28 protein-coding genes are annotated in these 23,918 nt (G+C 45.3%); 26 read left to right on the top strand and 2 right to left on the bottom strand.

Annotation, left to right across the window (positions count from 1 at the left end; translation table 11 throughout):
• Positions 1-56 precede the first annotated feature (56 nt).
• Positions 57-161, bottom strand: coding sequence for a type II toxin-antitoxin system RelE/ParE family toxin (locus tag ACX5KA_RS12315; protein ID WP_410369573.1), 105 nt, complete (start codon positions 159-161; stop codon positions 57-59).
• Positions 162-521: 360 nt separating this feature from the next.
• On the opposite strand from ACX5KA_RS12315, the gene ACX5KA_RS12310 reads away from it, so the two are divergent.
• From ACX5KA_RS12310 to ACX5KA_RS12295, 4 genes are all read left to right on the top strand, one after another.
• A complete protein-coding gene (locus ACX5KA_RS12310; protein WP_458731272.1) occupies positions 522-2,885 on the top strand; it encodes a TonB-dependent receptor in 2,364 nt (787 codons plus the stop codon).
• Positions 2,886-3,116: 231 nt separating this feature from the next.
• Positions 3,117-3,365 (top strand): CopG family ribbon-helix-helix protein, encoded by a 249-nt coding sequence (locus tag ACX5KA_RS12305; protein ID WP_458731271.1) that lies wholly within the window; start codon positions 3,117-3,119, stop codon positions 3,363-3,365.
• Complete coding sequence (locus ACX5KA_RS12300) at positions 3,346-3,555, top strand: type II toxin-antitoxin system RelE/ParE family toxin (RefSeq protein ID WP_458731273.1); 210 nt, start codon at positions 3,346-3,348, stop codon at positions 3,553-3,555. Before ACX5KA_RS12305 ends, ACX5KA_RS12300 begins: the two co-directional genes overlap by 20 nt.
• Complete coding sequence (locus ACX5KA_RS12295) at positions 3,548-3,658, top strand: hypothetical protein (RefSeq protein WP_232380313.1); 111 nt, start codon at positions 3,548-3,550, stop codon at positions 3,656-3,658. The genes ACX5KA_RS12300 and ACX5KA_RS12295 overlap by 8 nt, the downstream gene beginning before the upstream one ends.
• Before the next feature lie 125 nt (positions 3,659-3,783).
• Here ACX5KA_RS12295 and ACX5KA_RS12290 read toward each other — a convergent pair whose 3' ends face one another.
• Positions 3,784-5,490 (bottom strand): alkaline phosphatase D family protein, encoded by a 1,707-nt coding sequence (locus tag ACX5KA_RS12290; RefSeq protein ID WP_458731270.1) that lies wholly within the window; start codon positions 5,488-5,490, stop codon positions 3,784-3,786.
• Positions 5,491-5,797: 307 nt separating this feature from the next.
• On the opposite strand from ACX5KA_RS12290, the gene rnr reads away from it, so the two are divergent.
• From rnr to rplQ, 22 genes are all read left to right on the top strand, one after another.
• On the top strand, positions 5,798-8,215 hold the full coding sequence (rnr, locus tag ACX5KA_RS12285; RefSeq protein WP_458731269.1) for a ribonuclease R: 2,418 nt from the start codon (positions 5,798-5,800) through the stop codon (positions 8,213-8,215).
• A complete protein-coding gene (rlmB, locus tag ACX5KA_RS12280) occupies positions 8,216-8,956 on the top strand; it encodes a 23S rRNA (guanosine(2251)-2'-O)-methyltransferase RlmB (protein WP_458731268.1) in 741 nt (246 codons plus the stop codon).
• Between the two features lie 512 nt (positions 8,957-9,468).
• Positions 9,469-11,139 (top strand): S8 family serine peptidase, encoded by a 1,671-nt coding sequence (locus ACX5KA_RS12275; protein WP_039217841.1) that lies wholly within the window; start codon positions 9,469-9,471, stop codon positions 11,137-11,139.
• Between the two features lie 288 nt (positions 11,140-11,427).
• Positions 11,428-12,822: a DUF4397 domain-containing protein gene (locus tag ACX5KA_RS12270; protein ID WP_458731267.1), complete on the top strand. Its 1,395-nt coding sequence runs from the start codon at positions 11,428-11,430 to the stop codon at positions 12,820-12,822.
• Positions 12,823-12,955: 133 nt separating this feature from the next.
• Positions 12,956-15,064, top strand: a complete 2,109-nt coding sequence (locus ACX5KA_RS12265; protein WP_458731266.1) for a GAF domain-containing hybrid sensor histidine kinase/response regulator — start codon at positions 12,956-12,958, stop codon at positions 15,062-15,064.
• 221 nt (positions 15,065-15,285) lie between these two features.
• Complete coding sequence (gene rplN, locus ACX5KA_RS12260; RefSeq protein WP_012519228.1) at positions 15,286-15,654, top strand: 50S ribosomal protein L14; 369 nt, start codon at positions 15,286-15,288, stop codon at positions 15,652-15,654.
• A gap of 12 nt (positions 15,655-15,666) precedes the next feature.
• The gene (gene rplX / locus ACX5KA_RS12255; protein WP_014950912.1) at positions 15,667-15,981 is read left to right on the top strand and encodes a 50S ribosomal protein L24; all 315 of its coding nucleotides are present in this window, start codon (positions 15,667-15,669) and stop codon (positions 15,979-15,981) included.
• Positions 15,982-15,998: 17 nt separating this feature from the next.
• On the top strand, positions 15,999-16,538 hold the full coding sequence (gene rplE / locus ACX5KA_RS12250; protein ID WP_014950911.1) for a 50S ribosomal protein L5: 540 nt from the start codon (positions 15,999-16,001) through the stop codon (positions 16,536-16,538).
• A 12-nt stretch (positions 16,539-16,550) separates the two neighbouring features.
• Positions 16,551-16,856: a 30S ribosomal protein S14 gene (gene rpsN / locus ACX5KA_RS12245; RefSeq protein WP_014950910.1), complete on the top strand. Its 306-nt coding sequence runs from the start codon at positions 16,551-16,553 to the stop codon at positions 16,854-16,856.
• 13 nt (positions 16,857-16,869) lie between these two features.
• Entirely contained in the window at positions 16,870-17,262 is a 393-nt protein-coding gene (rpsH, locus tag ACX5KA_RS12240) for a 30S ribosomal protein S8 (protein WP_039217831.1), read from the top strand.
• 13 nt (positions 17,263-17,275) lie between these two features.
• Positions 17,276-17,809, top strand: coding sequence for a 50S ribosomal protein L6 (rplF, locus tag ACX5KA_RS12235; protein WP_334059908.1), 534 nt, complete (start codon positions 17,276-17,278; stop codon positions 17,807-17,809).
• A gap of 12 nt (positions 17,810-17,821) precedes the next feature.
• The gene (gene rplR, locus ACX5KA_RS12230; RefSeq protein ID WP_014950908.1) at positions 17,822-18,175 is read left to right on the top strand and encodes a 50S ribosomal protein L18; all 354 of its coding nucleotides are present in this window, start codon (positions 17,822-17,824) and stop codon (positions 18,173-18,175) included.
• Between the two features lie 9 nt (positions 18,176-18,184).
• A complete protein-coding gene (gene rpsE / locus ACX5KA_RS12225) occupies positions 18,185-18,685 on the top strand; it encodes a 30S ribosomal protein S5 (protein ID WP_012519221.1) in 501 nt (166 codons plus the stop codon).
• A gap of 6 nt (positions 18,686-18,691) precedes the next feature.
• The gene (rpmD, locus tag ACX5KA_RS12220) at positions 18,692-18,871 is read left to right on the top strand and encodes a 50S ribosomal protein L30 (RefSeq protein WP_070125765.1); all 180 of its coding nucleotides are present in this window, start codon (positions 18,692-18,694) and stop codon (positions 18,869-18,871) included.
• A gap of 3 nt (positions 18,872-18,874) precedes the next feature.
• Positions 18,875-19,309, top strand: a complete 435-nt coding sequence (gene rplO / locus ACX5KA_RS12215; protein WP_014950906.1) for a 50S ribosomal protein L15 — start codon at positions 18,875-18,877, stop codon at positions 19,307-19,309.
• A 5-nt stretch (positions 19,310-19,314) separates the two neighbouring features.
• The gene (gene secY / locus ACX5KA_RS12210) at positions 19,315-20,634 is read left to right on the top strand and encodes a preprotein translocase subunit SecY (RefSeq protein WP_014977524.1); all 1,320 of its coding nucleotides are present in this window, start codon (positions 19,315-19,317) and stop codon (positions 20,632-20,634) included.
• A gap of 38 nt (positions 20,635-20,672) precedes the next feature.
• Positions 20,673-20,789, top strand: coding sequence for a 50S ribosomal protein L36 (rpmJ, locus tag ACX5KA_RS12205; protein ID WP_012519217.1), 117 nt, complete (start codon positions 20,673-20,675; stop codon positions 20,787-20,789).
• Positions 20,790-20,964: 175 nt separating this feature from the next.
• A complete protein-coding gene (gene rpsM / locus ACX5KA_RS12200; RefSeq protein WP_039217822.1) occupies positions 20,965-21,321 on the top strand; it encodes a 30S ribosomal protein S13 in 357 nt (118 codons plus the stop codon).
• Positions 21,322-21,335: 14 nt separating this feature from the next.
• Positions 21,336-21,728 carry a 30S ribosomal protein S11 gene (rpsK, locus tag ACX5KA_RS12195; protein WP_012519215.1) on the top strand — a complete coding sequence of 131 codons (393 nt, stop codon included), beginning with the start codon at positions 21,336-21,338 and terminating at the stop codon, positions 21,726-21,728.
• A gap of 24 nt (positions 21,729-21,752) precedes the next feature.
• Positions 21,753-22,373, top strand: a complete 621-nt coding sequence (gene rpsD / locus ACX5KA_RS12190; RefSeq protein WP_012519214.1) for a 30S ribosomal protein S4 — start codon at positions 21,753-21,755, stop codon at positions 22,371-22,373.
• Positions 22,374-22,392: 19 nt separating this feature from the next.
• Entirely contained in the window at positions 22,393-23,382 is a 990-nt protein-coding gene (locus ACX5KA_RS12185; protein WP_039217818.1) for a DNA-directed RNA polymerase subunit alpha, read from the top strand.
• Positions 23,383-23,423: 41 nt separating this feature from the next.
• The gene (gene rplQ, locus ACX5KA_RS12180) at positions 23,424-23,825 is read left to right on the top strand and encodes a 50S ribosomal protein L17 (RefSeq protein ID WP_012519212.1); all 402 of its coding nucleotides are present in this window, start codon (positions 23,424-23,426) and stop codon (positions 23,823-23,825) included.
• The last annotated feature ends 93 nt before the right edge of the window (positions 23,826-23,918 follow it).

Raw genomic sequence — 23,918 nt, 5'->3', positions numbered from 1 at the left:
ATACCTGCGGAAACACGCCGCGATTACGAACATTTTAACTCTCGCTGAGAGGGTAATTACCTATGTGGACTGGTATTAGTATGAGGAGCCCCTAAGTTCGGGCCATGCTTTTCCATAAGTTCTAATAACCGTATAAAACGTGCCTGCACTTTAGGTGGCATAGCCAATATTTGCTCTCTAACGCCTCTGTGAAACTTGATTTCCCAATTCATCATTATTCCTATTGGGTTGTCATATATGATAACTTTTGTTGTGTATTTATTCAACAAAAGTTACATAGAGCTTTATTTAATAACAACTGAGCTCTGGTACAGAGCTTATTAGGGAAATAGAAAGGGAAAGTCGTCTGTCACAAAATTGCCTTTCATTTGTCACGGATACTTCATCGAACCGTCTTAAAAGCGCTCTACATTCTTGTGCTTCGATAATTCTAAATAAAGTAAGCATTGTCGCCAATCTATCGGCGAAATGCTTATAAAAATACATAAAACACCCTATAAGCACACGAAAGGAATGATTTAATGCGCCCTCTGTACCCACGACCGCTTTGTTCACGCTCTTTGCTTGCCACAACGATTGCGTTTGCACTATCTACCGCTGCAATTGCACAGGAAGTCGCGCCCGACACAGAAAACGAAACAGACTATATAGAAGAGATTACGGTAACTGCGCAAATGCGAGAGCAGTCCGTAATGGATGTGCCCGTTACTATGGACGTTATAGGCAGCGAGTTTCTGGAGCGCACCAATATTATGGAGCTTGATGAGCTATCTCGTATTTTGCCTAACGTTCAAATTCAGGAACAAGCCGTAAGCTTACCGTCTTTCAACATTCGCGGTGTCACCGATGATGTTTCGTCAGTGTCGGCTACACCTCGCATTTCGGTATATCAAGATGGCTTCGATATCAGTAAGAAAACCGTAGCCAGTGTTGCGCTTTACGATATTGCTCGCGTAGAGGTTTTAAAAGGCCCACAGCCAACCCTATTTGGTGTGGCGGCAGCCAATGGCGCGGTAAGCATTCACTCTAATCTTCCTACCTTTGAACAAGAAGGCAAAGTGCAGGTTGGCTATAACTCAGAGCAGGGCCAAGAAGTAGAGTTTATGTATAACCAGCCTATTAATGATAATCACAGTTTCCGTATTGCTGGGCTTTACCGAGAGATGGACGGCATTGTAGAAAATAATGCGTGTAGTGCTGACTCTTACTATGGTAATGCAAACATGTATAACCACTTAGGTGAAGAAGTGCCGTGCAACAGCGAAGATCTTCAGGGTGTTTCAGTACAAGCACTTCGCGCCACTTGGCTTGCAAGCTATGAGAAGTTAGAAATCATTGCGCGCGCAGCAATGGAGTATAACGATCAGCCGGGTATCGCCTTCAAATCGGGCTCTATTGCCCCCAATGGTGGAGATACTAGCCCTTTTACTGATGCCGAATTTAGTTTAGGTAGCGAGCTAGGTATTGAGCGTACGCTTCAAGCCTATGATTTAACCGTAAACTACGATTTTAACCAAATGCTTAGCCTACATGCCGATGCCTATTATAAAGATGTAGAGGTGAGCGAAGGCTTTGATGCAGACGGTTCTGCGCTTCGTATTCAAGATGCTTATTTCGATAACGACGCCACGCTTCAGGGTGCATCGATGCGTTTGGTATATGATTCCGGTGATAAGCTGGCCGCATTTGTTGGTGCGTCGATCACCCAAGACGATTCTATTTTACCGTATTATGTGATGGTAGACCCGTTTGTGCGCGGCACTTTCGACGCAGTGAGAGCACAGCTTGAAGCCAATTCCAACATTCCACTTAACCAAAATATCGCTACCGATGCGTCGTTAGAAGACATTGAAGCACTACGTGCCATGTTGGTGTCGCAACTGTTCAATGAAGATGGTTCACCTATTTCAAATCCAGCGCTGCCACCTATTTTGATACAAGGGCCGTTCACCTTTGAAGCTGAGTTAGACATTGCATCCTATGTTGCTGAAGTGTCGTATTACGTGACCGACAATATTAATGTTACGGCTGGCGTTCGCTATATCGATGAAACCCGCTATACGCGTAATACCTTTACTACCGCAGACGGTGCGTTCACTTTCGATGCAGAGCGCGACTTTGACGATACCTTGCCACGCTTTGCCGTAAGCTACGATGTTAATAACAACTGGAACTTATATGCGAACTACGCCAAAGGCCGTCGTTCACCGGTTGTGGATGCAAACGCGGGTGGTGTTAACGTCACCAAGCCTGAAATCGTAGACAGCTATGATTTGGGGGTTAAGTATCAAAGCGCCAACTTCCTATTCTCGGGAGCTATTTTTACCTACGAATACAGCGATTATCAGCAAAGTTTTACCGATGCAGAAACCTTGCAGTCTATTACCGTAACGGTAGGCGACTCGACCATGTCAGGCATTGAAGGCATGGCGACCTATAACTACAGTGAAACGCTGACGCTAACAGCAAGCCTTGGTTTCCTTGATGCTGAGTTTGCAGACAATACAGCCGATGGTTCTGAGTTCCAGTACGGCGGCAATAAGTTCCGCTTAGCGCCAGAGGTTAGCGGCGCGATAAACATCAACAAAGTATTCAATATGAATAACTTCGACATTGATGTTAACTGGCTTACCAGCTTCCAGTCTGAAGTGTTTTTTGAAAGCAGTAATTATCCTGGCCTTTCTCAAGACACTTACTCACTAACCGATGTGTCGGTGAAACTGCTTCAAGACAACAGCAAGTTTGCCTACGAGTTTTACGTAAACAACCTGTTTGATAAAGAGTTCTTGATTGATGCAGGTAACACGGGTGGCGGCTTGGGTATTCCTACCTATGTTCGCGGTATGCCTCGTATTGCCGGTGTGCGCGTTTACTACGAGTTCTAAAAGTAAAGAATAAGAGATTACCTATTCCCGTCAACTTGCCCTTTCTTTGATGGGAATAGGACGTAATTTAAATTATATGGGTTTTAAGAAGGACTATTAGAGATTCTTATTCTAGTTGGTGCGATTTAACTATCATGTCTTGCACTCAGTCTTTGTTGAAGAAAGCAAAAGAAGACATTTAATACTAGTGCAGTTACAATAAAGATTCTCAAAGAACCTCGGAGAATCTGCATGCCTTTAAAAGCTACTTCAGTAAGATTAGATGATGAAACACTTGCACGTGTAGGCGAAATGGCTAAAGCGATGGACAGGCCTAGGGCGTGGCTGATGGCCGAAGCTATCAAGCAGTTTGTTGCTCGCGAAGAGTGGTTTATCCAAGAGGTGGAAAAAGGAGTGAAAGCCGCTGATGAGGGTCGCTTGACCGACCATAATGATCTCAAAGCTAAATGGGAGGCTAAGCGTGCAGCTCAAATGGACTGATCTTGCAGGTACCGATTTAGAGAAAATTGAAGTTCATATTGCTAAAGAAAATAGCCCCTCTGTAGCTATCGACGTTGTCATGAAGATTATTGATAGTTCGCACTCAATCTTATCAGAACAGCTTCTTATCAGAACATCCCAGAGCGGGCCGTCATGGCCGATTGAAGAATACGCGGGAACTTGTGATTAATGGCCTGCCGTTTATCGTAATATATCGAGAAAACATCATTACAAATTGCATCGAAATACTACGTGTTCTTCATGATGCTCAGCAATGGCCGAGCGCAGATTAAAAACAAACTATTTGTTCAAAGCACTAAGCTCATTGTGCGAGGTGCAAAACAGCGTTTATAGTTTCTTCTTGTACAAATAACGTGTATAGGCTCAAGCCTATACACGCTTATAAAATTTTAGAAAGCTATGCCTTAATCTCAAAGCTATGTGTGTTAACCACTTTTCCAGCCTTGGTTAAAATTGCATCCACATAGTGCCAAGTGGCTGTTGCGCGGTCTTCGCTAACGGTCAATGTCATAAAGCCACGGTGGTGAAGATTACAGTACTGCAAATCGTCAATTAGAAGCGGAAGATCGTCGGCAAGGGTTTCTGCCATTTCATCATCCATGCTTAAGTAATGTTCCATACCGGGTGATGTTACGCCTGGTGTGGCCAGTTCAACCCCCACTTCTGTGCCATCTTTTAGGGTTAATTTATTGTGCCAAGCGTTATGTGTATCACCTGCAAGGGCAATAACTGGCTTGCCGATGGACTTAAGCTGCATCAGCACCTGTTCCCGCTCAACAGGGTAGCCATCCCATGCATCTAAGTTGTAAGGCATTACGGTATTAATAAGCGCAAGCTCTTGCTCGCTAAGTGCGCCACCTTGCTTTTGCTTGCGTTTAATATTCGCAAGTTTGTGTACATGGGCAGGTATTGCTTTGCGTTCAACGCCATTAAAAATAGATACAGGGAAAAGCATGCGGCCTATTAATAGCTGCTGCCCTAACACCTGCCATTTAGCCTGGCTTTGCCGCATAGACGAATGTAGCCAGTTGCGTTGGGTTTCACCGAGTAAACCGCGGTTCGAGTTGCCGATGTCTTTCATAAAGCGTGCTTGGTCAAACGTTTTAGTTTCGGCATCGCGATAGTTGGCGTATTCAAGCTGTTTGTCGCGTGCAAGAACGCGGGTGTCGAGCATGTATAAGTCAAGAAGTTTACCAAAAGTAAACTGACGATAAATTTCTAAGCGCTCGGTGCCAAAAGGTGGGCGAATGGGTAGCCACTCATAATAAGCTTGTACGGCCGCTGCACGGCGGGCATAAAAATCGCCTTCATCCGCTTGGTGATTCTCAGCGCCGTCTTTATAGGTGTCGTTAGTAATTTCATGGTCATCCCACACAACAATAAACGGCTTGTTTTGATGTAACGACAGCAAGCCTTCATCCGTACGATACAGCGCATAGCGGTTGCGATAGTCAGTGAGAGTATAAAGCTCGGTGTCGTTATCTGGCGCATAGGTTCTGCCAATTTCCTTGGCGTGCTCAGTTGCGTAACCTTCGCCATCGTACTCATAAATGTAGTCACCAAGGTGTAATACATAGTCGATGTTGTCGTCTTTCGCTGCTTCCATATACGGCGTGAAAAAGCCAGCGGGGTAGTTGGAACAAGAAAATATGCCGAACGTAACGTCAGACACGTCGGCCTCAGGTAGCGTACGGGTTTCTCCAACAGGGCTTGTATTATTAGCGCTTTTGAAGCGGTAAAAATAACGGTTAGCCGGACTAAGACCTGCTACGTCCACTTTTACGGTGAAATCATGGATTGCTTTGGCTTCAACAATACCGCTACTTACCACGTTGGCAAAATCAGCATCGTTTGCCATTTCCCATAAAATATCGGCTTTAACTACAGATGAGCTTGAGCCTGAATCTACTGTCGGCACGGCGCGTGTCCAAATAATAACGGCGTCTTTTAATGGGTCGCCACTCGCCACACCATGGGTAAAGGTAGCGTTTGTTTGCGGTTGGCTATTTGCTGACGTGCTAACGGTACAGCCCGCTAGTCCTGTAGACACTGCAACGCTCGCACCTGCGAACGATGACAGCTTTATAAACGATCTTCTATCCATATGCCTGCTCTTTAAAGGTTTGTAAGGTAACTGGTGATGTCATTGTTTTGTTGAACGCTCATGCAACAAAAACGAAAACCCATTTTTATACTGAGTGTTTGTGACATACAGATGTCAGGCTGAGAATCCACAATAACAGTCAATGTTTTACTGCAAATACTGTTATACTGTGCAGCAAATAACCACATGAACCAAAAATGGTTTATGTGTCTAAACAATCATATTTATGTTTTCTACAGCGCTTTTAAGAACAAAGCCAAAAAACGAAAACACGTTGAACAAAATACGAAAGGTAAATTTAAAATACATGAGTGATGATCCGCATTATCAGCGCGAGAAAGAGAAGTACGAAAATCCGGTAGCCAGCCGCGAATATTTAATGAGTTTATTAAAAGAGCACGACAAGCCGTTGTCGTTTCTTGATATCTGTAACTTGGTGAACGCCTTCGACGAAGAAGCGCGAATTGGAATTCAGCGCCGACTACGTGCTATGGAGCGCGAAGGTCAGGTGCAATTTACCAAACAGAAAAAGTACGTACTGCAAAACCGTGATGAACTCATTAAAGGCAGAATTATTGGTCACCGAGACGGCTACGGCTTTTTGCGTCCTGTAGATAAAAGCGGTGATTTATTTATCAGTGCTGGGCAAATGAACCTGTTCCTTCACGACGATGTGGTAGAAGCACGCATTAGTGGAACCGATCGCCGCGGAAGAAAAGAAGCGTTTGTTACGCAAGTCATTGAGCCACGCAGCGAGCCAATTGTTGGCCGCTACTTTGTTGAGCAAGGTTTTGGCATGGTTGTGCCAGATGACAGCCGGTTGCAGCATGAAATTGTCATTCCACCAGAGAGCACACACGGTGCTCGAATGGGGCAGGTGGTTGTGGTAGAGCTTACCCAGCGCCCACGCCGCAAAATGAGTCCGGTGGGCAAAATTGTTGAAGTACTTGGTGAACATATGGCGCCAGGTATGGAAATAGAAATGGCCTTACGCACATTTGATATTCCGCACCAGTGGCCAAATGGCGTAACCAAGCAAGTGGAAAAGCTTACCGATCAGGTGCCCGATGAAGCCAAAGAAGGTCGCATCGATTTACGCCAGCTTCCGCTGGTTACTATTGATGGTGAAGACGCTCGCGACTTTGATGACGCGGTATATTGCGAACCGCTAGACGACGGCGGATGGCAGCTGTGGGTAGCCATTGCCGATGTAAGTCACTATGTAAGAACAGGCTCAGCCCTAGACGATGAAGCGCAGCAGCGCGGTAACTCGGTGTACTTCCCTGACCAAGTAATTCCTATGCTACCGGAAGTACTGTCAAACGGTTTGTGTTCACTCAACCCTGAAGTCGACCGCCTATGTATGGTGTGTGAAATGACCATCAGTGCAAACGGTAAACTGCAAGAATTCCAGTTTTACGAAGCAGTCATGAACTCACACGCCCGTTTAACCTACACTAAAGTGTGGAATATTCTGCAGGGCGACAAAGAACTTCATCAGCGCTACGAGCCTCATGTACCTCATTTGCGCAATCTTCACGACTTGTACCGTGCGCTCAAAAAAGCCCGTGCCAAGCGTGGGGCGATTGAATTTGAAACCCAAGAAGTGAAGTTTGTATTCAACGCCCAGCGCAAGATTGAAAATATTGTGCCGCTGGTGCGTAACGACGCACACAAGCTTATTGAAGAGTGCATGATCATGGCAAACGTGAGTGCGGCTCTTATGCTTGAAAAGTATGAGGCGCCTGCGCTATACCGTGTTCACGACAAACCAGACGCCGACAGGCTTACCGCATTTACCAGTTACTTAAGTGAAATTGGTATCCCTCACGCCATTGTAGAAGATGCAGAGCCCGCTGCATTTACCGATGTGGTACTTAAAACCCGCGGTCGGGTAGACGAAGAGCTTATTCAAACCATGCTGCTGCGCTCAATGAAGCAAGCGGTTTACGACGGTGACAACGTAGGTCACTTTGGTTTGGCGCTAGAAGCTTACGCGCACTTCACGTCACCTATCCGTCGCTACCCAGACTTGGTTGTTCACCGTGCGCTAAAAGGCATTATTGCAAAGCAGCAAGGCAAGAAAGCGGTGAGTGGCGCGAAAAATTACACTGTTGAAGAAATTGAACAGTTAGGCGAACAGTGTTCAATGACAGAGCGTCGCGCCGATGATGCCACCCGTGACGTGGCTGACTGGCTTAAGTGCGAGTTTATGCTCGACCACGTCGGTGATACCTTTGAAGGTGTGGTGAGCTCGGTTACAAACTTTGGCTTATTTGTTCGCCTTACCGAATACCACATCGATGGCTTGGTACACATTACATCACTAGACGATGACTATTATCACTATGATGACGTAAAACAAGCGCTGGTGGGCGAGTCGGGTCATCGCCAGTTCAGACTGGGCGATACGGTAGAAGTGACCGTAGCAGCGGTCAACCTTGATGAAAGAAAGATTGATTTATTACTCGATAAGTCTATGCTGCGCGGCACCAAGGGCAAGAAGGTAAAAGTGAAGACTGCTAAGAAGGCTTCAGGAACTCCGACTCGCTTTGATAACAAACCACGCACTGACAAAAACTCGCGTTCTGATAAGAAAGGGCGTAAAGGCAAAGGCGGCTCAAGCTCGTCTAGTCGTAGTGGTGGAAAATCGTCAAGTCGCGGCAGCGCAAAAGGCGGTAGTAGCGGCAAAACACTGTCATTGAATAAAAGAGGTAAGCGTTAAATGGCGCAGCAAGAATGGTTATACGGTTTACATGCCATGCAGTCGGTACTTGAAAAAGAGCCCGAGCGTGTAATGGAAGTGTTAGTGTTAAAAGGTCGCAATGACGAGCGCCTTAACAATGTTGTTAACCAAGCCCGTCGTTTCGGTATTTCGGTTCAGTTTTGTCAGCGCAAGGCACTTGATGACAAAGTAAGTGGTGAGCAACATCAAGGCGTGGTAGCAAGGGCGAAACCAGCCCGCGTGCTAGATGAAGCTGACTTAGACAAAATTTTAGAAAGCGAAGCGCAGCCTTTAATTTTGGTGCTAGACGGTGTAACCGACCCGCATAATCTAGGTGCGTGCTTGCGTACTGCAGATGGAGCAGGGGTGCACGCGGTAGTAGTACCGAAGGATAAATCAGCAAGCTTAAATGGCACAGTAAGAAAGGTGGCCTGTGGCGCCGCTGAAGTGGTTCCACTTATTCAAATCACTAACCTGGCCAGAACCTTGAAGCACCTTCAAGATAAAGGGCTATGGATTGTAGGCACTGCTGGTGAAACCGACAAAACCCTTTACGATGTAGATCTAAAAGGGCCAACCGCGCTGGTAATGGGGGCTGAAGGTAAAGGCATGCGTAGGCTTACTAAAGAAACGTGCGATGAGTTAGTGAAGCTCCCTATGGCTGGCAGCGTAACAAGCTTAAATGTGTCGGTAGCTACAGGTGTATGCTTGTACGAGATTGTAAGGCAGCGCAGACTATAACGTAGCCATTAACGCTAAGAATTTCTCAACGCCAATTCGTTAGTATTTTGAAAAAGCGTGTGATCCGAGAGGGTCACACGCTTTTTTTAGGTAAATTTATAAGTGTTTTAACATTTTGTTACACTTGAAAAGGTAAGATAAATGTTAATTATAAAATTTTATTCCTAATATGAATGCGCTCGTAGAACACATTTGGCGCGCTTCTCATGGAGTGTGGTGTTTTTAAAAGTATTTTTTAAGGTATAAAAAATACTTACCAGGGTTAAGGCAATATACTCAACTACTTGATTAGCCGCCTAATATGAGCTCTGTAGCTAACCTCTTTACTACCGGTTAACTACAAACCTGACAAACGGGTAGGTCGTTGCAACGCAGTTGCGTCGGTTGTCATGGATGAGCTTTTCGTATGAGGTAATGGTTATACCTGTATGTCATTTAATAACAAATAGCTTCAAAAGCACGGACAAAAACAGTGCTGAAGTTAATAAGACAGATAAAACAGGAAATAAATTTTGAACTCGAAATTAAATAAGAAACACACATGTCTAACAGCAGCTGCTCTAGCTGTATCACTTGGCTTAATGGGTAATTCTGCAATGGCAGCAGGCGAAGGTCTGGTAAAAGTTAAGGAAAAGCCTCAAACCTTAAAGCAAGCACTAGGTAAGCGATTGACTGTTGACCGTCTTGTTACTACTGAACAAGAGCGTTATATCATCAAATTCAAAGATGAAATGACCACTGAAACAGTGGCAGTAAGTGCGCTAAAAGGTAAAGGTCAAATCGCAAGTGCTAAATCAAAGGGTAAAAAACCTTTTGATATCGCGTCGGCGAAGTCTGAAGTAAGAAAAGCGGGTGGCTCTATCAAGAAAGAGCTTAAGAAGCATAAAATGGTAGCGGCTACCATGAGCAAGTCTGCACTCAATAAGCTTCGCAAAAACCCTAATGTAGAAAGTATTGAAGTGGACGTTCGTCGTAAACCTATGGCGCAAACTACGCCATACGGCTACACCATGGTCCAAGCGAATCAGTTTGGTCAGTCAGATACTACAGCTCGCAAAGTTTGTATCATTGATACGGGTTACAACCTAGGTCACCCAGACCTTCCTGGTACAAATGACGGTGTTACAGGACAAGCAAATAACAGTGCTGTTGGTAACTGGTATAACGACGGCAATGGTCACGGCACACACGTAGCAGGAACGATTGCCGCATACGATAACAATGAAGGTGTGGTCGGTGTATATCCTGGTGTAGATATGCATATCGTTAAAATCTTTAACGACAATGGCCAATGGACGTACGCGTCTGACCTTATCGATGCTATCACCCAGTGTCAGGATGCTGGCTCTAATGTTGTAAACATGAGCTTGGGTGGCGGCAGTTCGTCAACTACCGAGCGCAACGCTATGCAGAGCTTCACTGATGCAGGCATGTTGTTAGTTGCAGCTGCAGGTAACGATGGTAACAGCGCAAAGTCTTACCCAGCGTCTTATGATGCAGTAATGTCTGTTGCAGCGGTAGACTCAAATGAGAACCGTGCAAGCTACAGCCAATATAACGATCAGGTTGAAATAGCTGCACCAGGTAGTGCAGTGCAGTCTACTTATCCAACGAATACTTACGCAGCGCTAAGCGGTACGTCTATGGCTACGCCACACGTAGCCGGTGGTGCAGCATTGGTGTGGAGCTATTTCCCGCAATGTTCTAACAATCAGATACGTAATGCATTAAATGCAACGGCTGAAGATAAAGGCAGTGCAGGGCGCGATAACTTCTATGGTTATGGTTTGATGCAGTTAGCTGATGCGTATAACTATCTTAACACTAATGGCTGTGACGGAAGCGGCACAGGTGGCGGTGGTGGTTCTGAGCCGGGTGTAGAGCCAGTATCAGGTCAACTAACAGGCCTTTCAGGCACACGTAGAAACTGGGATCGTTACACATGGACTATTCCAGAAGGTGTATCGCAAATGACTATTCGCACTTCTGGTGGCTCAGGCGACGCTGACCTTTATGTGAAGTTCGGCTCACAGCCAGAAACCAACAGCTATGATTGCCGTCCATACCAAAATGGTAACAGCGAAGTATGTACGTTTGATGCGCCAGCATCAGGTACTTGGCACATCGGTATTCGCGCGTATTCGTCATATAGCGGCGTAACGCTCTCTTACTCATATGAGTAGATAACCCCGTTTCCAAAGACACATTCAAGCCTGCTGTTCAGCAGGCTTTTTTATGCCCATTACACACCTCGAATAGCCTTTGTGAATAAAGAAGTTACTACAACAAACCGTCAATTTTCATAAAGAAAGGTCAGGTTTGCAAAGATAGCGTAAAGCCCTGAACCAAGCTCTTTTAAGACAGCCATATCGCTGTATTGTGCGTGCAAATATAAGCACTTGTTACATGTGCCTCTTTGCGTTAACGCAGTCTTAAACCAACAAAGAACAACTTCAAAGGACATCCAATTTATGCAATTGACCTCTCACTCTTTGCGCAGTGGAACATGGTTCCGTGCAGCGGCAATAGGGCTTGTGGCGCTGCTAGGGCTTACCGCATGCGGTGGCTCAGACAGCAGTAGCTCAGATTACTCTTACGCCTATATACAGTTTTATAACGCATCACCGAATGGCGCGAATGTTGAAATGCGAGAGGTGGATGGAGACAGTTTTGGTTCAGCTCAATTTGGTGATGCTACGTCCATGTATTCTATGGATGAGGACGAATACGAGCTAGAGTTCATTCGTACCGATTCTGACGACCAAGAAGTTTACATCGACGAAATTACGGTGAATTTAAAAAATGGCTATAAAACCATCGTCGTTATGAGCGGTGATTTTAGCAACCCAACTTTTACTACTTACTCGTATGAGCGTGAAACACTTGAGGACCATTTTCGTTTGTTTGCGCTCTCTGTGGCCGTAGATGATTCATCGTATGATTTTTATATGAGTGAATCAGGTGACCCATTTGAGGCAGCTAATTTCCTCGGCACGGTAACAACTGGCAACATGGCAGAGCTAGAGTACTGGGACGCCGATGACGACAGTGATTACTTCGACGAAGGAGAATACACTATTTACCTTACTCAACCAGGTAGTGATTACGTTGTGTTTGAGTCGCAAACTCTTAATTTTGTGTACGAAACTGAGTACTTGATGACCCTTCGTGATGTAAGTGGTGCTATTCAAGAGGGGCTTGTGGTCGACACGGTGCTGAACTCTTCGACAGTGACCGCGCTTACAGACGTAGAAGCCGACTCACAATATCGTATTTATAATTCGACTAACCTAGATGCAGAGTTACAGGTAACATTTGGTGGTAACACTAACGAAGAAGACGTGAGCTTCACGCTTGCCGCGGGTGAATTGTCTGAGTTTAGTACCATTCGCTACGGTGACTATCGCGTTACGGTCACTGACCCTTCAGGTACAGTAACATCACTTAGCAATAAGCTTATTACCCTTAACCAAGGTGAAAGTAAGGCTATCCTTATCTATAACACCGACGACAAATTAGGTGCAGCAACCTTTGTAGAAAGTGGCTTGCCTCAGGCATACGATAAAACCGTTAATTTTATAAACCTAGTCAGCGATTTTGATGACGTAGATTTCTACTTAGTAAGAAACGATGAAACCATCGATACTGCTGAGTATGATGTCCAAAATCTAGAGTTCGCTGAAAGTACAAGCGAAGTATTGCCTTCAGATTACTATGAGGTGATTGCGGTTTACGAAGATAGTAACGAAGAACAAGTGCTTTTAGATAGAACGGCATTATTTGGTTTTATCGAAGAAGAAAACTACATCGTTACTGTAGAGCCAGCAGACACGCCGACAGGATATAAAATTAGCGTGCTTTATTAATAGGTTAGTCGGTTTATTATACTAATTGATGAGAGGTGAAACTTTCATCTCTTGAAATATCTCATAAGTTTAAAAGGTCAATGTTAACAATATTGGCCTTTTTTATTTGCAGTCCGGGAGGGCGACAATCCTCATGAGTATTATTCAAGACCTACAAACAATATCTAACGACAGGGCTATGCTGTTAGATGAAAAATTAGAGAACTTGCTGCGTATCGGCACAGAGATTCTACGCTTAGAAACAGGGATTGTGAGTAATATTCGAGGCGACCAGTACAGCGTTCAAAGTGTGGTTACGCCGGGCGATAGCATACCTGAAGATGCTAAGTTTTCCCTCTGTGATACCTATTGTGCCGATGTGGCAAGTGCAGGCACAGTGGTGGCGTACCATAATATCGATATTCAGCCTGGCGCTTCCCATCCCTGTTTTGAAAAATATACGCTTAAAAGTTATCTCGCTGCTCCTATACATGTGTTTGGCGAGTTTTATGGCACGGTTAACTTTTCTTCGCTCTCTCCAAGAGAAGAGGCATTTGGCGCGCTAGAAACTGATTACCTTCTACTTCTAGCCTCATGGATTGGTAACGAACTGGAGCGTCAGCAAGCACTCAGTAATTTGAATGCGCAAAAAGTTGTTCTAGAAGAGCGAAACTCTTTACTTAACCAAATTACAAATTTAGCCGGTGTGGGGACTTGGGAACTGAATGTAGATAGCGGCTCGATAGTGTGGTCAGGTGCACTAAAACGAATGCTGCATGTACACAGTGAACGCGTATTGAAGCCAGATGAAATCGTCAATTTTATTGTTAGTGAAGAACAGAGAAAAAGTTACGTTAATCAGTTTCAGGAAATGATAAAAACAGGTCAAGACTTTGCTTACGAGGTTGAAGTGAAAACCGACGCTGGAGAGCCGAGATGGCTCGAAAGTAGAGCCCATCCAATAATGGAGAATGGACGTTGTGTAAAAGTGATTGGCGCTACTGTTGATATCACGCAAATGCAAATAGACAAAGCAGTACTCCGCCATAAAAGTGAACTGGCAGAGAGTGCGTTAAAAGCCCGAAGCGATTTTTTGGCCAATATGAGTCATGAAATTCGAACGCCTATTCACGGAGTTCAGGGAATGTTAGAAGCATTGTTAGCAACGCCACTTAATGCGAAACAGATGGAGTTGGCCTCCATTGCATCGCAAAGCGCAGAGGCTTTGCTCAATATTGTAAACGGGATTTTAGACTTTTCTAAGTTCGGTTCTGGTGAGATATCCTTCGAAGAAGCCCCAACTAGCCTTTCCGAAACCATCGAAGAGCAAATACCCATGTTTTTAAGGCTTGCTGAAGAAAAAGGGGTGGAATTTAGCGCGAGTATAGCTTCTGTTAAGGGCATTACCTTTATTGCAGACAAGCTGAGAGTGGGGCAAGTTCTAATCAATCTTCTCAATAACGCATTCAAGTTTACAAAAAAGGGCGAAGTCACGCTTGAAACAAAATGTACGCGATATGGGCGAGGCCGATATCGTGTGAAGCTTATAGTGACTGATACTGGCATCGGTATTAGCGCGCAGCAGCAAAAAATAATTTTCACGCCTTTCATGCAAGCTGAGAGTTCGTCGGAGCGTCGTTTTGGCGGTACAGGTTTAGGGTTATCCATAGTTAAACAAATCGTAGAACACTACGACGGGAAAATTGAAGTAAGTAGCGAGCTAGGTATAGGTGCGCGCTTTACTGCAACGCTAACACTTGACGATGCTAATGCGGGAGCAATGGCAGAGAAAAGGTCTGCGCTTAATGCATGCTATACCCCAAGTAAAGAGGAGTTAAGCACGCTAAAAGCGCTTATCGTTGAAGATAATGAGATTAATCAACTCGTCATTAAAGAGCAGTTAAGAGAAATAGGGTTGGCAAGTGATTTAGCGGTTAATGGAGAAGACGCATTAGAGAAAGTGAAGCGCTCAATTGCAGAAAAGTCACCTTACGCTATTATCCTTATGGACTGTCATATGCCGATTATGGATGGTTTAGAGGCGACCAAACAGATCAGAAAACTAGGCCATCAAAGCTCAACGCTTCCAATTATAGCGCTAACCGCTAACGCGCTAACGAAAGACAAAGAAAAATGCTTGAAATCTGGTATGAACGACTTTATATCAAAACCTGTTGGTGTAAGTCGTTTAAAAGAATGTGTTTTTAGGCATTTGAGTATGCAGTTTGAAAATAACGTTTCAGCGCTAAAAGATCCTGCTTGATAACCTATGACGTGGTTATCAGCCCCGACTTTTAGTCGGGGCTTTTTTATTGCACACATAGTTTAAAAATAATTCAATTTACCGCTATCACTTCAAATTCTTTTCTGTTATTATTTCGCGCCCTTTTTATGGGGGTATGTACATAAAAGCAACGACATCCAGTTGTTTTTAGCAGCACTAACGACTCGGGAGAGTCTTAATTTTAAGAGCGGAGCACTAACATGATCCAAATGCAAACTAACCTGGACGTTGCAGACAACAGCGGCGCTCGCAGGGTTCAGTGTATTAAGGTTCTTGGTGGCTCGCATCGCCGTTATGCAGGTATCGGTGACATCATCAAAGTTACTGTTAAGGAAGCAATTCCTCGCGGTAAAGTTAAAAAAGGTGACGTACTGAATGCAGTGGTGGTGCGTACTAGAAAAGGCGTTCGTCGTGCAGATGGTTCTACCATTCGTTTTGACGGTAACGCGGCTGTTATGCTTAATGCTAACAAGCAACCAATTGGTACGCGTATCTTTGGCCCGGTTACCCGTGAGTTGAGAAGTGAAAACTTCATGAAAATCATCTCATTGGCCCCAGAGGTACTATAAGGAGTCACGATAATGGCTAATAAAATTCGTCGTGATGATGAAGTAGTCGTATTAGCGGGTAAAGACAAAGGCAAACAAGGCAAAGTCCTTAAAGTGCTTATTGCTGATAACCGTGTAATTGTAGAAGGCGTTAATCTTGTCAAGAAGCACACTAAGCCAAACCCACAATTGGGCGTAGCTGGTGGCATCGTTGAGAAAGAAGCTTCTATTCACGTTTCTAATGTTGCGATTGTTAACCCGGCAACGGGCAAAGCAGATCGCGTTGGTTTCCGTTTCGAAGATGAGAAGAAAGTACGTTTCTTCAAGTCTAACGGCGAACTTGTTTAATTATATTGGAGAGTACGATGGCGAAACTGCATGATTTCTATAAAGAAACAGTAGTAGCTGAACTTGCTAAGCAGTTCGGATACAAAAGCGTCATGCAAGTCCCTCGGATTGAAAAAATCACTCTAAACATGGGTTTAGGTGAAGCAGTTGCTGACAAAAAGGTACTTGAGAATGCTCAAGCTGACATGACGGCTATCGCCGGTCAGAAGCCTGTTGTTACAGTTGCTAGAAAATCAGTAGCGGGTTTTAAAATCCGTGAAGGTTATCCGATTGGCTGTAAAGTAACCCTACGCGGCGAGCGTATGTGGGAATTCCTAGAGCGTTTGATTTCAATCGCTATTCCACGTGTTCGCGACTTCCGTGGTTTGAATCCTAAATCATTCGACGGACGTGGTAACTACAGCATGGGCGTGCGTGAGCAAATCATTTTCCCTGAAATCGATTTCGATAAAGTGGATAAGGTTCGCGGTATGGATATCACTATCACTACCAGTGCGAATACAAATGAAGAAGCACGTGCTCTGCTGGACGCGTTTAACTTCCCATTCAAAAAGTAGGGGTGTAGGGTTATGGCAAAAGAATCAATGAAGGCACGTGAAGCTAAGCGTACTAAGCTAGTAGCTAAGTATGCTGAAAAGCGCGCCGCACTTAAAGCGATTATCAGCGATGTTAACGCTTCTGAAGATGAGCGTTGGGACGCTGTTCTGAAGCTACAACAACTGCCACGTGACTCTAGTAAGTCTCGTCAACGTAACCGTTGCCGTGTTACTGGTCGTCCACATGGTTACCTACGCAAATTCGGTCTTAGCCGTATTAAGCTTCGCGAAGCAGCGATGCGCGGTGAAGTCCCTGGCCTTAAGAAAGCCAGCTGGTAAGGAGTAGCTGATAATGAGCATGCAAGATCCTATCGCGGATATGTTTACCCGCATCCGTAACGGCCAGATGGCACAGAAAGTTTCTGTAACTATGCCTTCTTCAAAACTTCGCGTTGCAATCTGTGAAGTATTGAAAGCTGAAGGTTATATTACTGACTTCGCTGCTACTGGTGACGTTAAGCCTGTTTTAGAAGTTACGCTTAAGTACTTCGAAGGCAAGCAAGTAATTGACACTATCGAACGTGTAAGCCGTCCAGGTCTGCGCATCTATAAGAAAAAAGATGAGCTTCCAAAGGTTATGGGTGGTTTAGGCGTAGCTATCGTGTCGACTTCTAAAGGTGTGATGACTGACCGTGCAGCGCGTAACGCTGGCATGGGCGGTGAGATCATCGGTTATGTAGCATAACGGAGGAGTTGAAATGTCACGTATAGCAAAAGCCCCAGTAGACGTTGTATCAGGTGTAGAAGTTTCTATCTCTGGTCAAGAAGTTACTGTTAAAGGTAGTAAAGGCACTTTGACCCGCGTTTTCAACGACGCTGTAGAAGTTGCACAGGAAGAGAACCAACTTAAAGCACTTCCACGTGAAGGTTTCGCTGACAGCTGGGCACAAGCAGGTACTGCTCGCTCTATCCTGAACGCAATGGTTCAAGGTGTTTCAGAAGGTTTCGAGAAAAAACTTACATTGTTAGGTGTTGGTTACCGTGCACAAGCACAAGGTGCCAAGCTAAACCTTACACTAGGTTTCTCTCACCCTGTAGTATACGAAATGCCTGAAGGCATTACGGTTGAAACTCCTAGCCAAACTGAAATCGTCGTTAAAGGCGCCGATAAGCAGGTGGTTGGTCAGGTTGCGGCGAACATTCGTGGTTACCGTCCACCAGAGCCTTACAAAGGTAAAGGTGTACGTTACGCTGACGAACACGTACGTCGTAAAGAAGCTAAGAAAAAGTAGGTGGGTGATACGATGGATAAGAAAACAGCTCGCATTCGTCGCGCTACTCGCGCACGAGCAAAAATTCGTGAACTGGCCGCGCATCGCTTGGTAGTTAACCGTACACCTCGCCACATCTACGCTCAGTTAATCGCTCCTTGCGGTTCTGAAGTGTTGGCAGCGGCTTCAACTGTTGAGAAAGATCTTGCGAAAGATCTTAAGTCTACAGGTAACGCTGAAGCAGCGACGGTAGTCGGTAAAGCAATCGCAGAGCGCGCGCTTGAGAAAGGCATTAAAACAGTGGCTTTCGATCGCAGTGGTTTCCAATACCACGGTCGCGTTAAAGCATTAGCTGATGCAGCTCGCGAAGCTGGTCTTCAGTTCTAGGAGTTTATAATGGCTAAACAAGACGTTCAAAATGGTGAATTTCTAGAGAAATTGATCGCCGTAAACCGCGTATCTAAAGTGGTTAAAGGTGGTCGTATCTTTAGTTTCACTGCATTGACAGTAGTGGGTGACGGTAACGGTCGCGTTGGTTTTGGTTACGGTAAGGCACGTGAAGTACCTGCTGCAATCCAAAAAGCAATGGAAAAGGCACGTCGCAACATGGTTGACGTAGACCTTAACGGTCACACGTTACAGCACCCGATTAAAGGTCGTCACTCTGGCTCTAAAGTTTACATGCAGCCAGCATCTGAAGGTACCGGTATTATCGCCGGTGGTGCGATGCGTGCAGTACTTGAAGTAGCTGGCGTACAAAACGTACTTTCAAAATGTTACGGCTCTACAAACCCAATCAACGTTGTACGTGCAACAATCAACGCGCTGACAGAAATGAACAGCCCGGCGAAAGTTGCTGCGAAGCGTGGATTGTCTGTAGAAGAAATTTTGGGGTAATCAGACATGGCAACGATTAAAGTAAAGCAAACTAAAAGTGCAATTGGCCGTCTGCCAAAGCACAAAGCTACGCTTAAAGGTTTAGGCCTTCGTAAAATCAACCATGTTCGTGAACTGGAAGATACCCCAGCCGTTCGTGGCATGATCAACCGTGTATTTTACATGGTTGAGATAGTGGAGGAGTAAGACATGCGTTTAAATACAATTTCTCCAGCCGAAGGTTCAAAGCCTACTGGTAAGCGTTCTGGTCGTGGTATCGGCTCAGGTCTTGGTAAAACGAGTGGCCACGGTCACAAAGGTCAAAAAAGCCGTTCAGGTGGCCGCGTTAAGCCAGGATTCGAAGGTGGTCAGATGCCTATCCAGCGTCGTCTTCCTAAGTTCGGTTTCACTTCACGCAAGAGCTTTGTTACTGATCAAGTAACTCTTGCTGAAATCGCGAAGGTTGATGGTGATACTGCATCTCTTGAGACTTTAAAAGCAGCTGGTATCGTTAAGAAAGAAATCCAGTTCGTTAAAGTTGTTAAGAGCGGTGAAGTTTCACGCGCTGTTACAGTAAGCGGGTTAAAGGTTACTAAAGGCGCTAAAGAAGCGATTGAAGCTGCTGGCGGTAAAGTAGAGGAATAAGCTAGATGGCTAAACCAGGATTGGATTCAGGCGCTAAAAGCGGCTTGAGTGAGCTTAAGGCAAGATTGTTGTTCGTACTTGGTGCGATTGTTGTTTTCAGACTAGGTTCTTACGTTCCTATCCCTGGCATCGATCCAGCTGTACTTGCTGACTTGTTCGAGCAACAAAAAGGCACCATTGTAGAAATGTTTAACATGTTCTCTGGTGGTGCGCTTGAGCGTGCATCCGTTCTGGCTTTGGGCATTATGCCATACATTACTGCATCCATTATCATGCAGTTGCTCTCGGTGGTTCACCCACCGATGGTGGAGCTTAAAAAAGAAGGCGAAGCAGGCCGTCGTAAAATTAGTCAGTACACGCGTTACCTAACGCTTGTATTGGCTATCTTCCAATCAATTGGAATTTCGACTGGTTTGCCTAACCTGATTAATGGATTGGTGATAAACCCTGGCTTCGGATTCTACTTTACGGCAGTAGTGAGCCTAGTCACAGGAACTATGTTCCTTATGTGGTTGGGTGAGCAAATTACCGAACGAGGTATTGGTAACGGTATCTCTATATTGATTTTTGCTGGTATTGTTGCCGGTCTGCCAACAGCGATAGGTCAGACTGCGGAACAAGCAAGGCAGGGCGACATTAACTTGTTGTTCCTACTGTTGATTGGCGTGATTGTTATTGCTCTTACATACCTAGTTGTATTTGTAGAGCGCGGACAGCGCAGAATTGTGGTAAACTATGCAAAACGTCAGCAAGGCCGTCAGGTTTTTGCTGCGCAAAGCACCCATTTACCGCTAAAAGTCAACATTGCTGGTGTAATTCCACCAATCTTTGCTTCTAGCATCATTTTGTTCCCGGGTACCATCGCAGGATGGTTCGGACAGAATGAATCAACAGCGTGGTTGCAAGATGTAGCGCTTATGCTATCTCCTGGTCAACCGCTGTACGTGATGTTATACGCAGCTGCGATTATCTTCTTCTGCTTCTTCTACACGGCGTTGGTTTTCAACCCGCGTGATACAGCAGATAACTTGAAGAAGTCTGGCGCGTTCATCCCAGGCATCCGCCCGGGTGAGCAAACGTCACGATACATTGACAAGGTAATGACTCGCCTTACACTGGCTGGCGCACTGTACATAACCTTTATTTGTTTAGTGCCTGAATTCATGCTAATTGCTTGGAATGTGCCGTTCTACTTCGGTGGTACGTCGCTTCTCATTATCGTAGTAGTTATTATGGACTTTATGGCACAAGTACAGACACATTTGATGTCTAGTCAATATGAGTCTGTGCTGAAGAAAGCTAACCTTAAAGGCTACGGCCGATAAGTTAGCCCCTTAATATTGATAGAAAGGGGAAAGATGTAATGAAAGTTCGTGCATCAGTAAAAAAGATTTGCCGTAACTGTAAAGTTATCAAGCGCAACGGTGTTGTGCGTGTAATTTGCAGTTCTGACCCAAAGCATAAGCAGCGTCAGGGCTAATCTAAGCGGAACAAGATATTCGCAAAGCTAAGTAAGCAGAACCTAGATAGTACTTGTCTGGTTCTGCTAGTTTTGTTTTAAAGTATTTTGAACCTTAATTTGCAATTTAGTCGACGGGTAAGTATCCTATCGGGCTTTTTAGGTCGTCGACAAATAAACAAGAGGAGTGCTGTTAATGGCCCGTATCGCTGGCATTAACATTCCTGAGCACAAGCATGCCGTAATCGCTATCCAAGCGATCTATGGTATCGGTCCCACACGTGCGAAAAGCATCTGTGCGGGCGCTGGTGTTGCAGAAGATACAAAAATCAAAGAGCTAGACGAAGCTACTATTGATAAGCTTCGTGACGAAGTGGCTAAATTCACCGTTGAAGGTGACCTACGCCGTGAAGTCTCTATGAGCATCAAACGTTTGATGGACCTGGGTTGCTTCCGTGGTATTCGCCACCGTCGTAGCTTGCCTCTACGTGGTCAGCGCACTAAAACTAATGCGCGTACCCGTAAAGGTCCTCGTAAGCCAATTAAGAAGTAAACGGGGAGTAAGTTATGGCTAAAGCACCAGCTCGTAGCACGCGTAAGCGCGCTAAACGTCAGGTTGCAGACGGTATGGCTCATATCCATGCGTCTTTCAACAACACAATTGTGACTATTACAGACCGTTCAGGCAATGCACTAGCATGGGCGACATCTGGTGGTTCAGGTTTCCGTGGTTCACGTAAATCTACCCCATTTGCTGCACAGGTAGCTGCTGAGCGTGCAGGTGTTGCTGCACAAGAATACGGTCTTAAGAACCTTGAAGTATTCGTTAAAGGTCCAGGTCCAGGCCGTGAGTCTGCGATCCGTGCTCTTAACGCTACAGGTTATAAGATCACAAACATTACCGATGTGACCCCTATTCCTCACAACGGTTGTCGTCCACCGAAAAAACGTCGCGTTTAATCGACGGACAGTTGGAGAAAGATCATGGCAAGATATTTGGGTCCAAAACTCAAACTTAGCCGTCGCGAAGGAACTGACCTGTTCCTAAAAAGCGGCGTTCGCGCAATCGATTCTAAATGTAAAATCGATACAGCGCCTGGTCAGCACGGTGCCCGTCGTGGCCGTCTGTCTGACTACGGTGTTCAGCTGCGTGAAAAACAAAAAGTTCGTCGTATGTACGGCGTTCTGGAAAAGCAATTCCGCAACTACTATAAAGAAGCTGCACGTCTAAAAGGCAACACAGGTGAAAACTTGCTACAGCTTTTAGAGCAGCGTCTTGATAACGTAGTTTACCGTATGGGTTTCGCTAGCACTCGTGCTGAAGCACGTCAGCTAGTTAGCCACAAGGCGATCATGGTAAATGGTCAAGTTGTGAACATCCCATCGTTTAACGTTTCTGCCGAAGACGTGGTTTCTGTTCGTGAAAAGGCTAAGAAGCAAGCGCGTATCGTAGCTGCTTTGGAACTGGCTGACCAACGTGAGAAGCCAACCTGGATTGAAGTAGACAGCAGCAAAATGGAAGGCACTTTCAAGCGCGTTCCTGAAAGAACTGACCTGTCTGCGGAAATTAACGAACAGTTGATCGTCGAACTTTACTCTAAGTAAAGCTAACTAAAGAGGAAGCATTGTGGGTTCTGTGACTGAATTCCTAAAACCGAGATTAGTTGAGATCGAAAACGTTTCTCCTACTCGTGCCAAAGTAACTTTGGAACCACTAGAGCGCGGCTTTGGCCACACTCTAGGTAACGCCCTACGTCGTATTTTACTGTCATCTATGCCAGGATGTGCAGTTACCGAGGTAGAAATTGACGGCGTTCTTCACGAGTACAGCACCAAAGAAGGTGTTCAGGAAGACGTAATTGAGATTTTGCTAAATCTTAAAGGTTTAGCGGTTCGCCTTGAAGGTAAAACTGAGGCAACCCTAACTCTAGTGAAATCTGGCGCTGGCCCTGTTGTTGCTGGTGATATTCAGCATGATGGCGACGTAGAAATTGCAAACCCTGAGCATGTAATTTGTACTTTAACTGGCGAAGCTGAAATCAGCATGCGTATTAAAGTAGAAATGGGCCGTGGTTATGTTCCAGCTTCTACCCGTCGCTCCTCTGAAGAAGATGATCGTCCAATTGGTCGTTTGTTAGTAGACGCTTCATACAGCCCAGTTGAACGTATTGCTTACAGTGTAGAGTCTGCACGTGTTGAACAACGCACAGACCTAGACAAACTAATCATCGACATGGAGACGAACGGCACTTTAGATCCTGAAGAAGCGATCCGCCGTTCTGCTACTATCCTAGCTGAACAGCTAGATGCATTCGTAGACCTACGTGATGTATCTGAGCCAGAAGCGAAAGAAGAGAAGCCAGAATTCGATCCGATTCTGCTTCGCCCAGTAGATGACCTAGAGCTAACAGTACGTTCTGCAAACTGTTTGAAAGCAGAAGCTATCCAGTACATTGGTGACCTGGTACAGCGCACTGAGGTTGAGCTACTTAAAACGCCAAACCTTGGTAAGAAATCGCTAACTGAAATCAAAGATGTTCTAGCATCTCGTGGTCTTTCTCTAGGTATGCGCCTAGAAAACTGGCCGCCAGAGAGCATCGCTGAAAAAGATTAATCAGGTTTTTATCAAACTGATTTGTAGAGAAGGATAAAACTATGCGCCATCGTAAGAGTGGTCGTCAGTTGAATCGCAACAGCAGCCATCGTCAAGCTATGTTCAAAAACATGGCCGGTTCTTTGGTCAAGCACGAAGTGATCAAAACTACGTTACCAAAAGCGAAAGAATTACGTCGCGTAATCGAGCCTCTAATCACTATGGCTAAAGAAGACAGCGTTGCAAACCGCCGTCTAGCTTTCGCCCGCACTGGTGACAAAGAGGTTGTAGGTAAACTATTCAACGAGCTTGGTCCTCGTTACGAAGCTCGTCCAGGCGGCTACACTCGCATTCTTAAATGCGGTTTCCGTGCTGGCGACAATGCCCCAATGGCATATGTTGAGCTAGTTGACCGTCCAGTTGTAGAAGCTGAAGAAGAAGCAGTAGAAGCAACTGAAGAGTAATTAATACTCGATTAGAAAAAGGGGCCTGAGTGAAAACTCAGGCCCCTTTTTTTGTGCCCAAAGAATAATGGGGTCAGAGTCTGAGGGATCCCC

Source organism: Alteromonas alvinellae (genome assembly GCF_902705805.1).
This window is presented reverse-complemented; position numbering and strand designations above follow the sequence as displayed.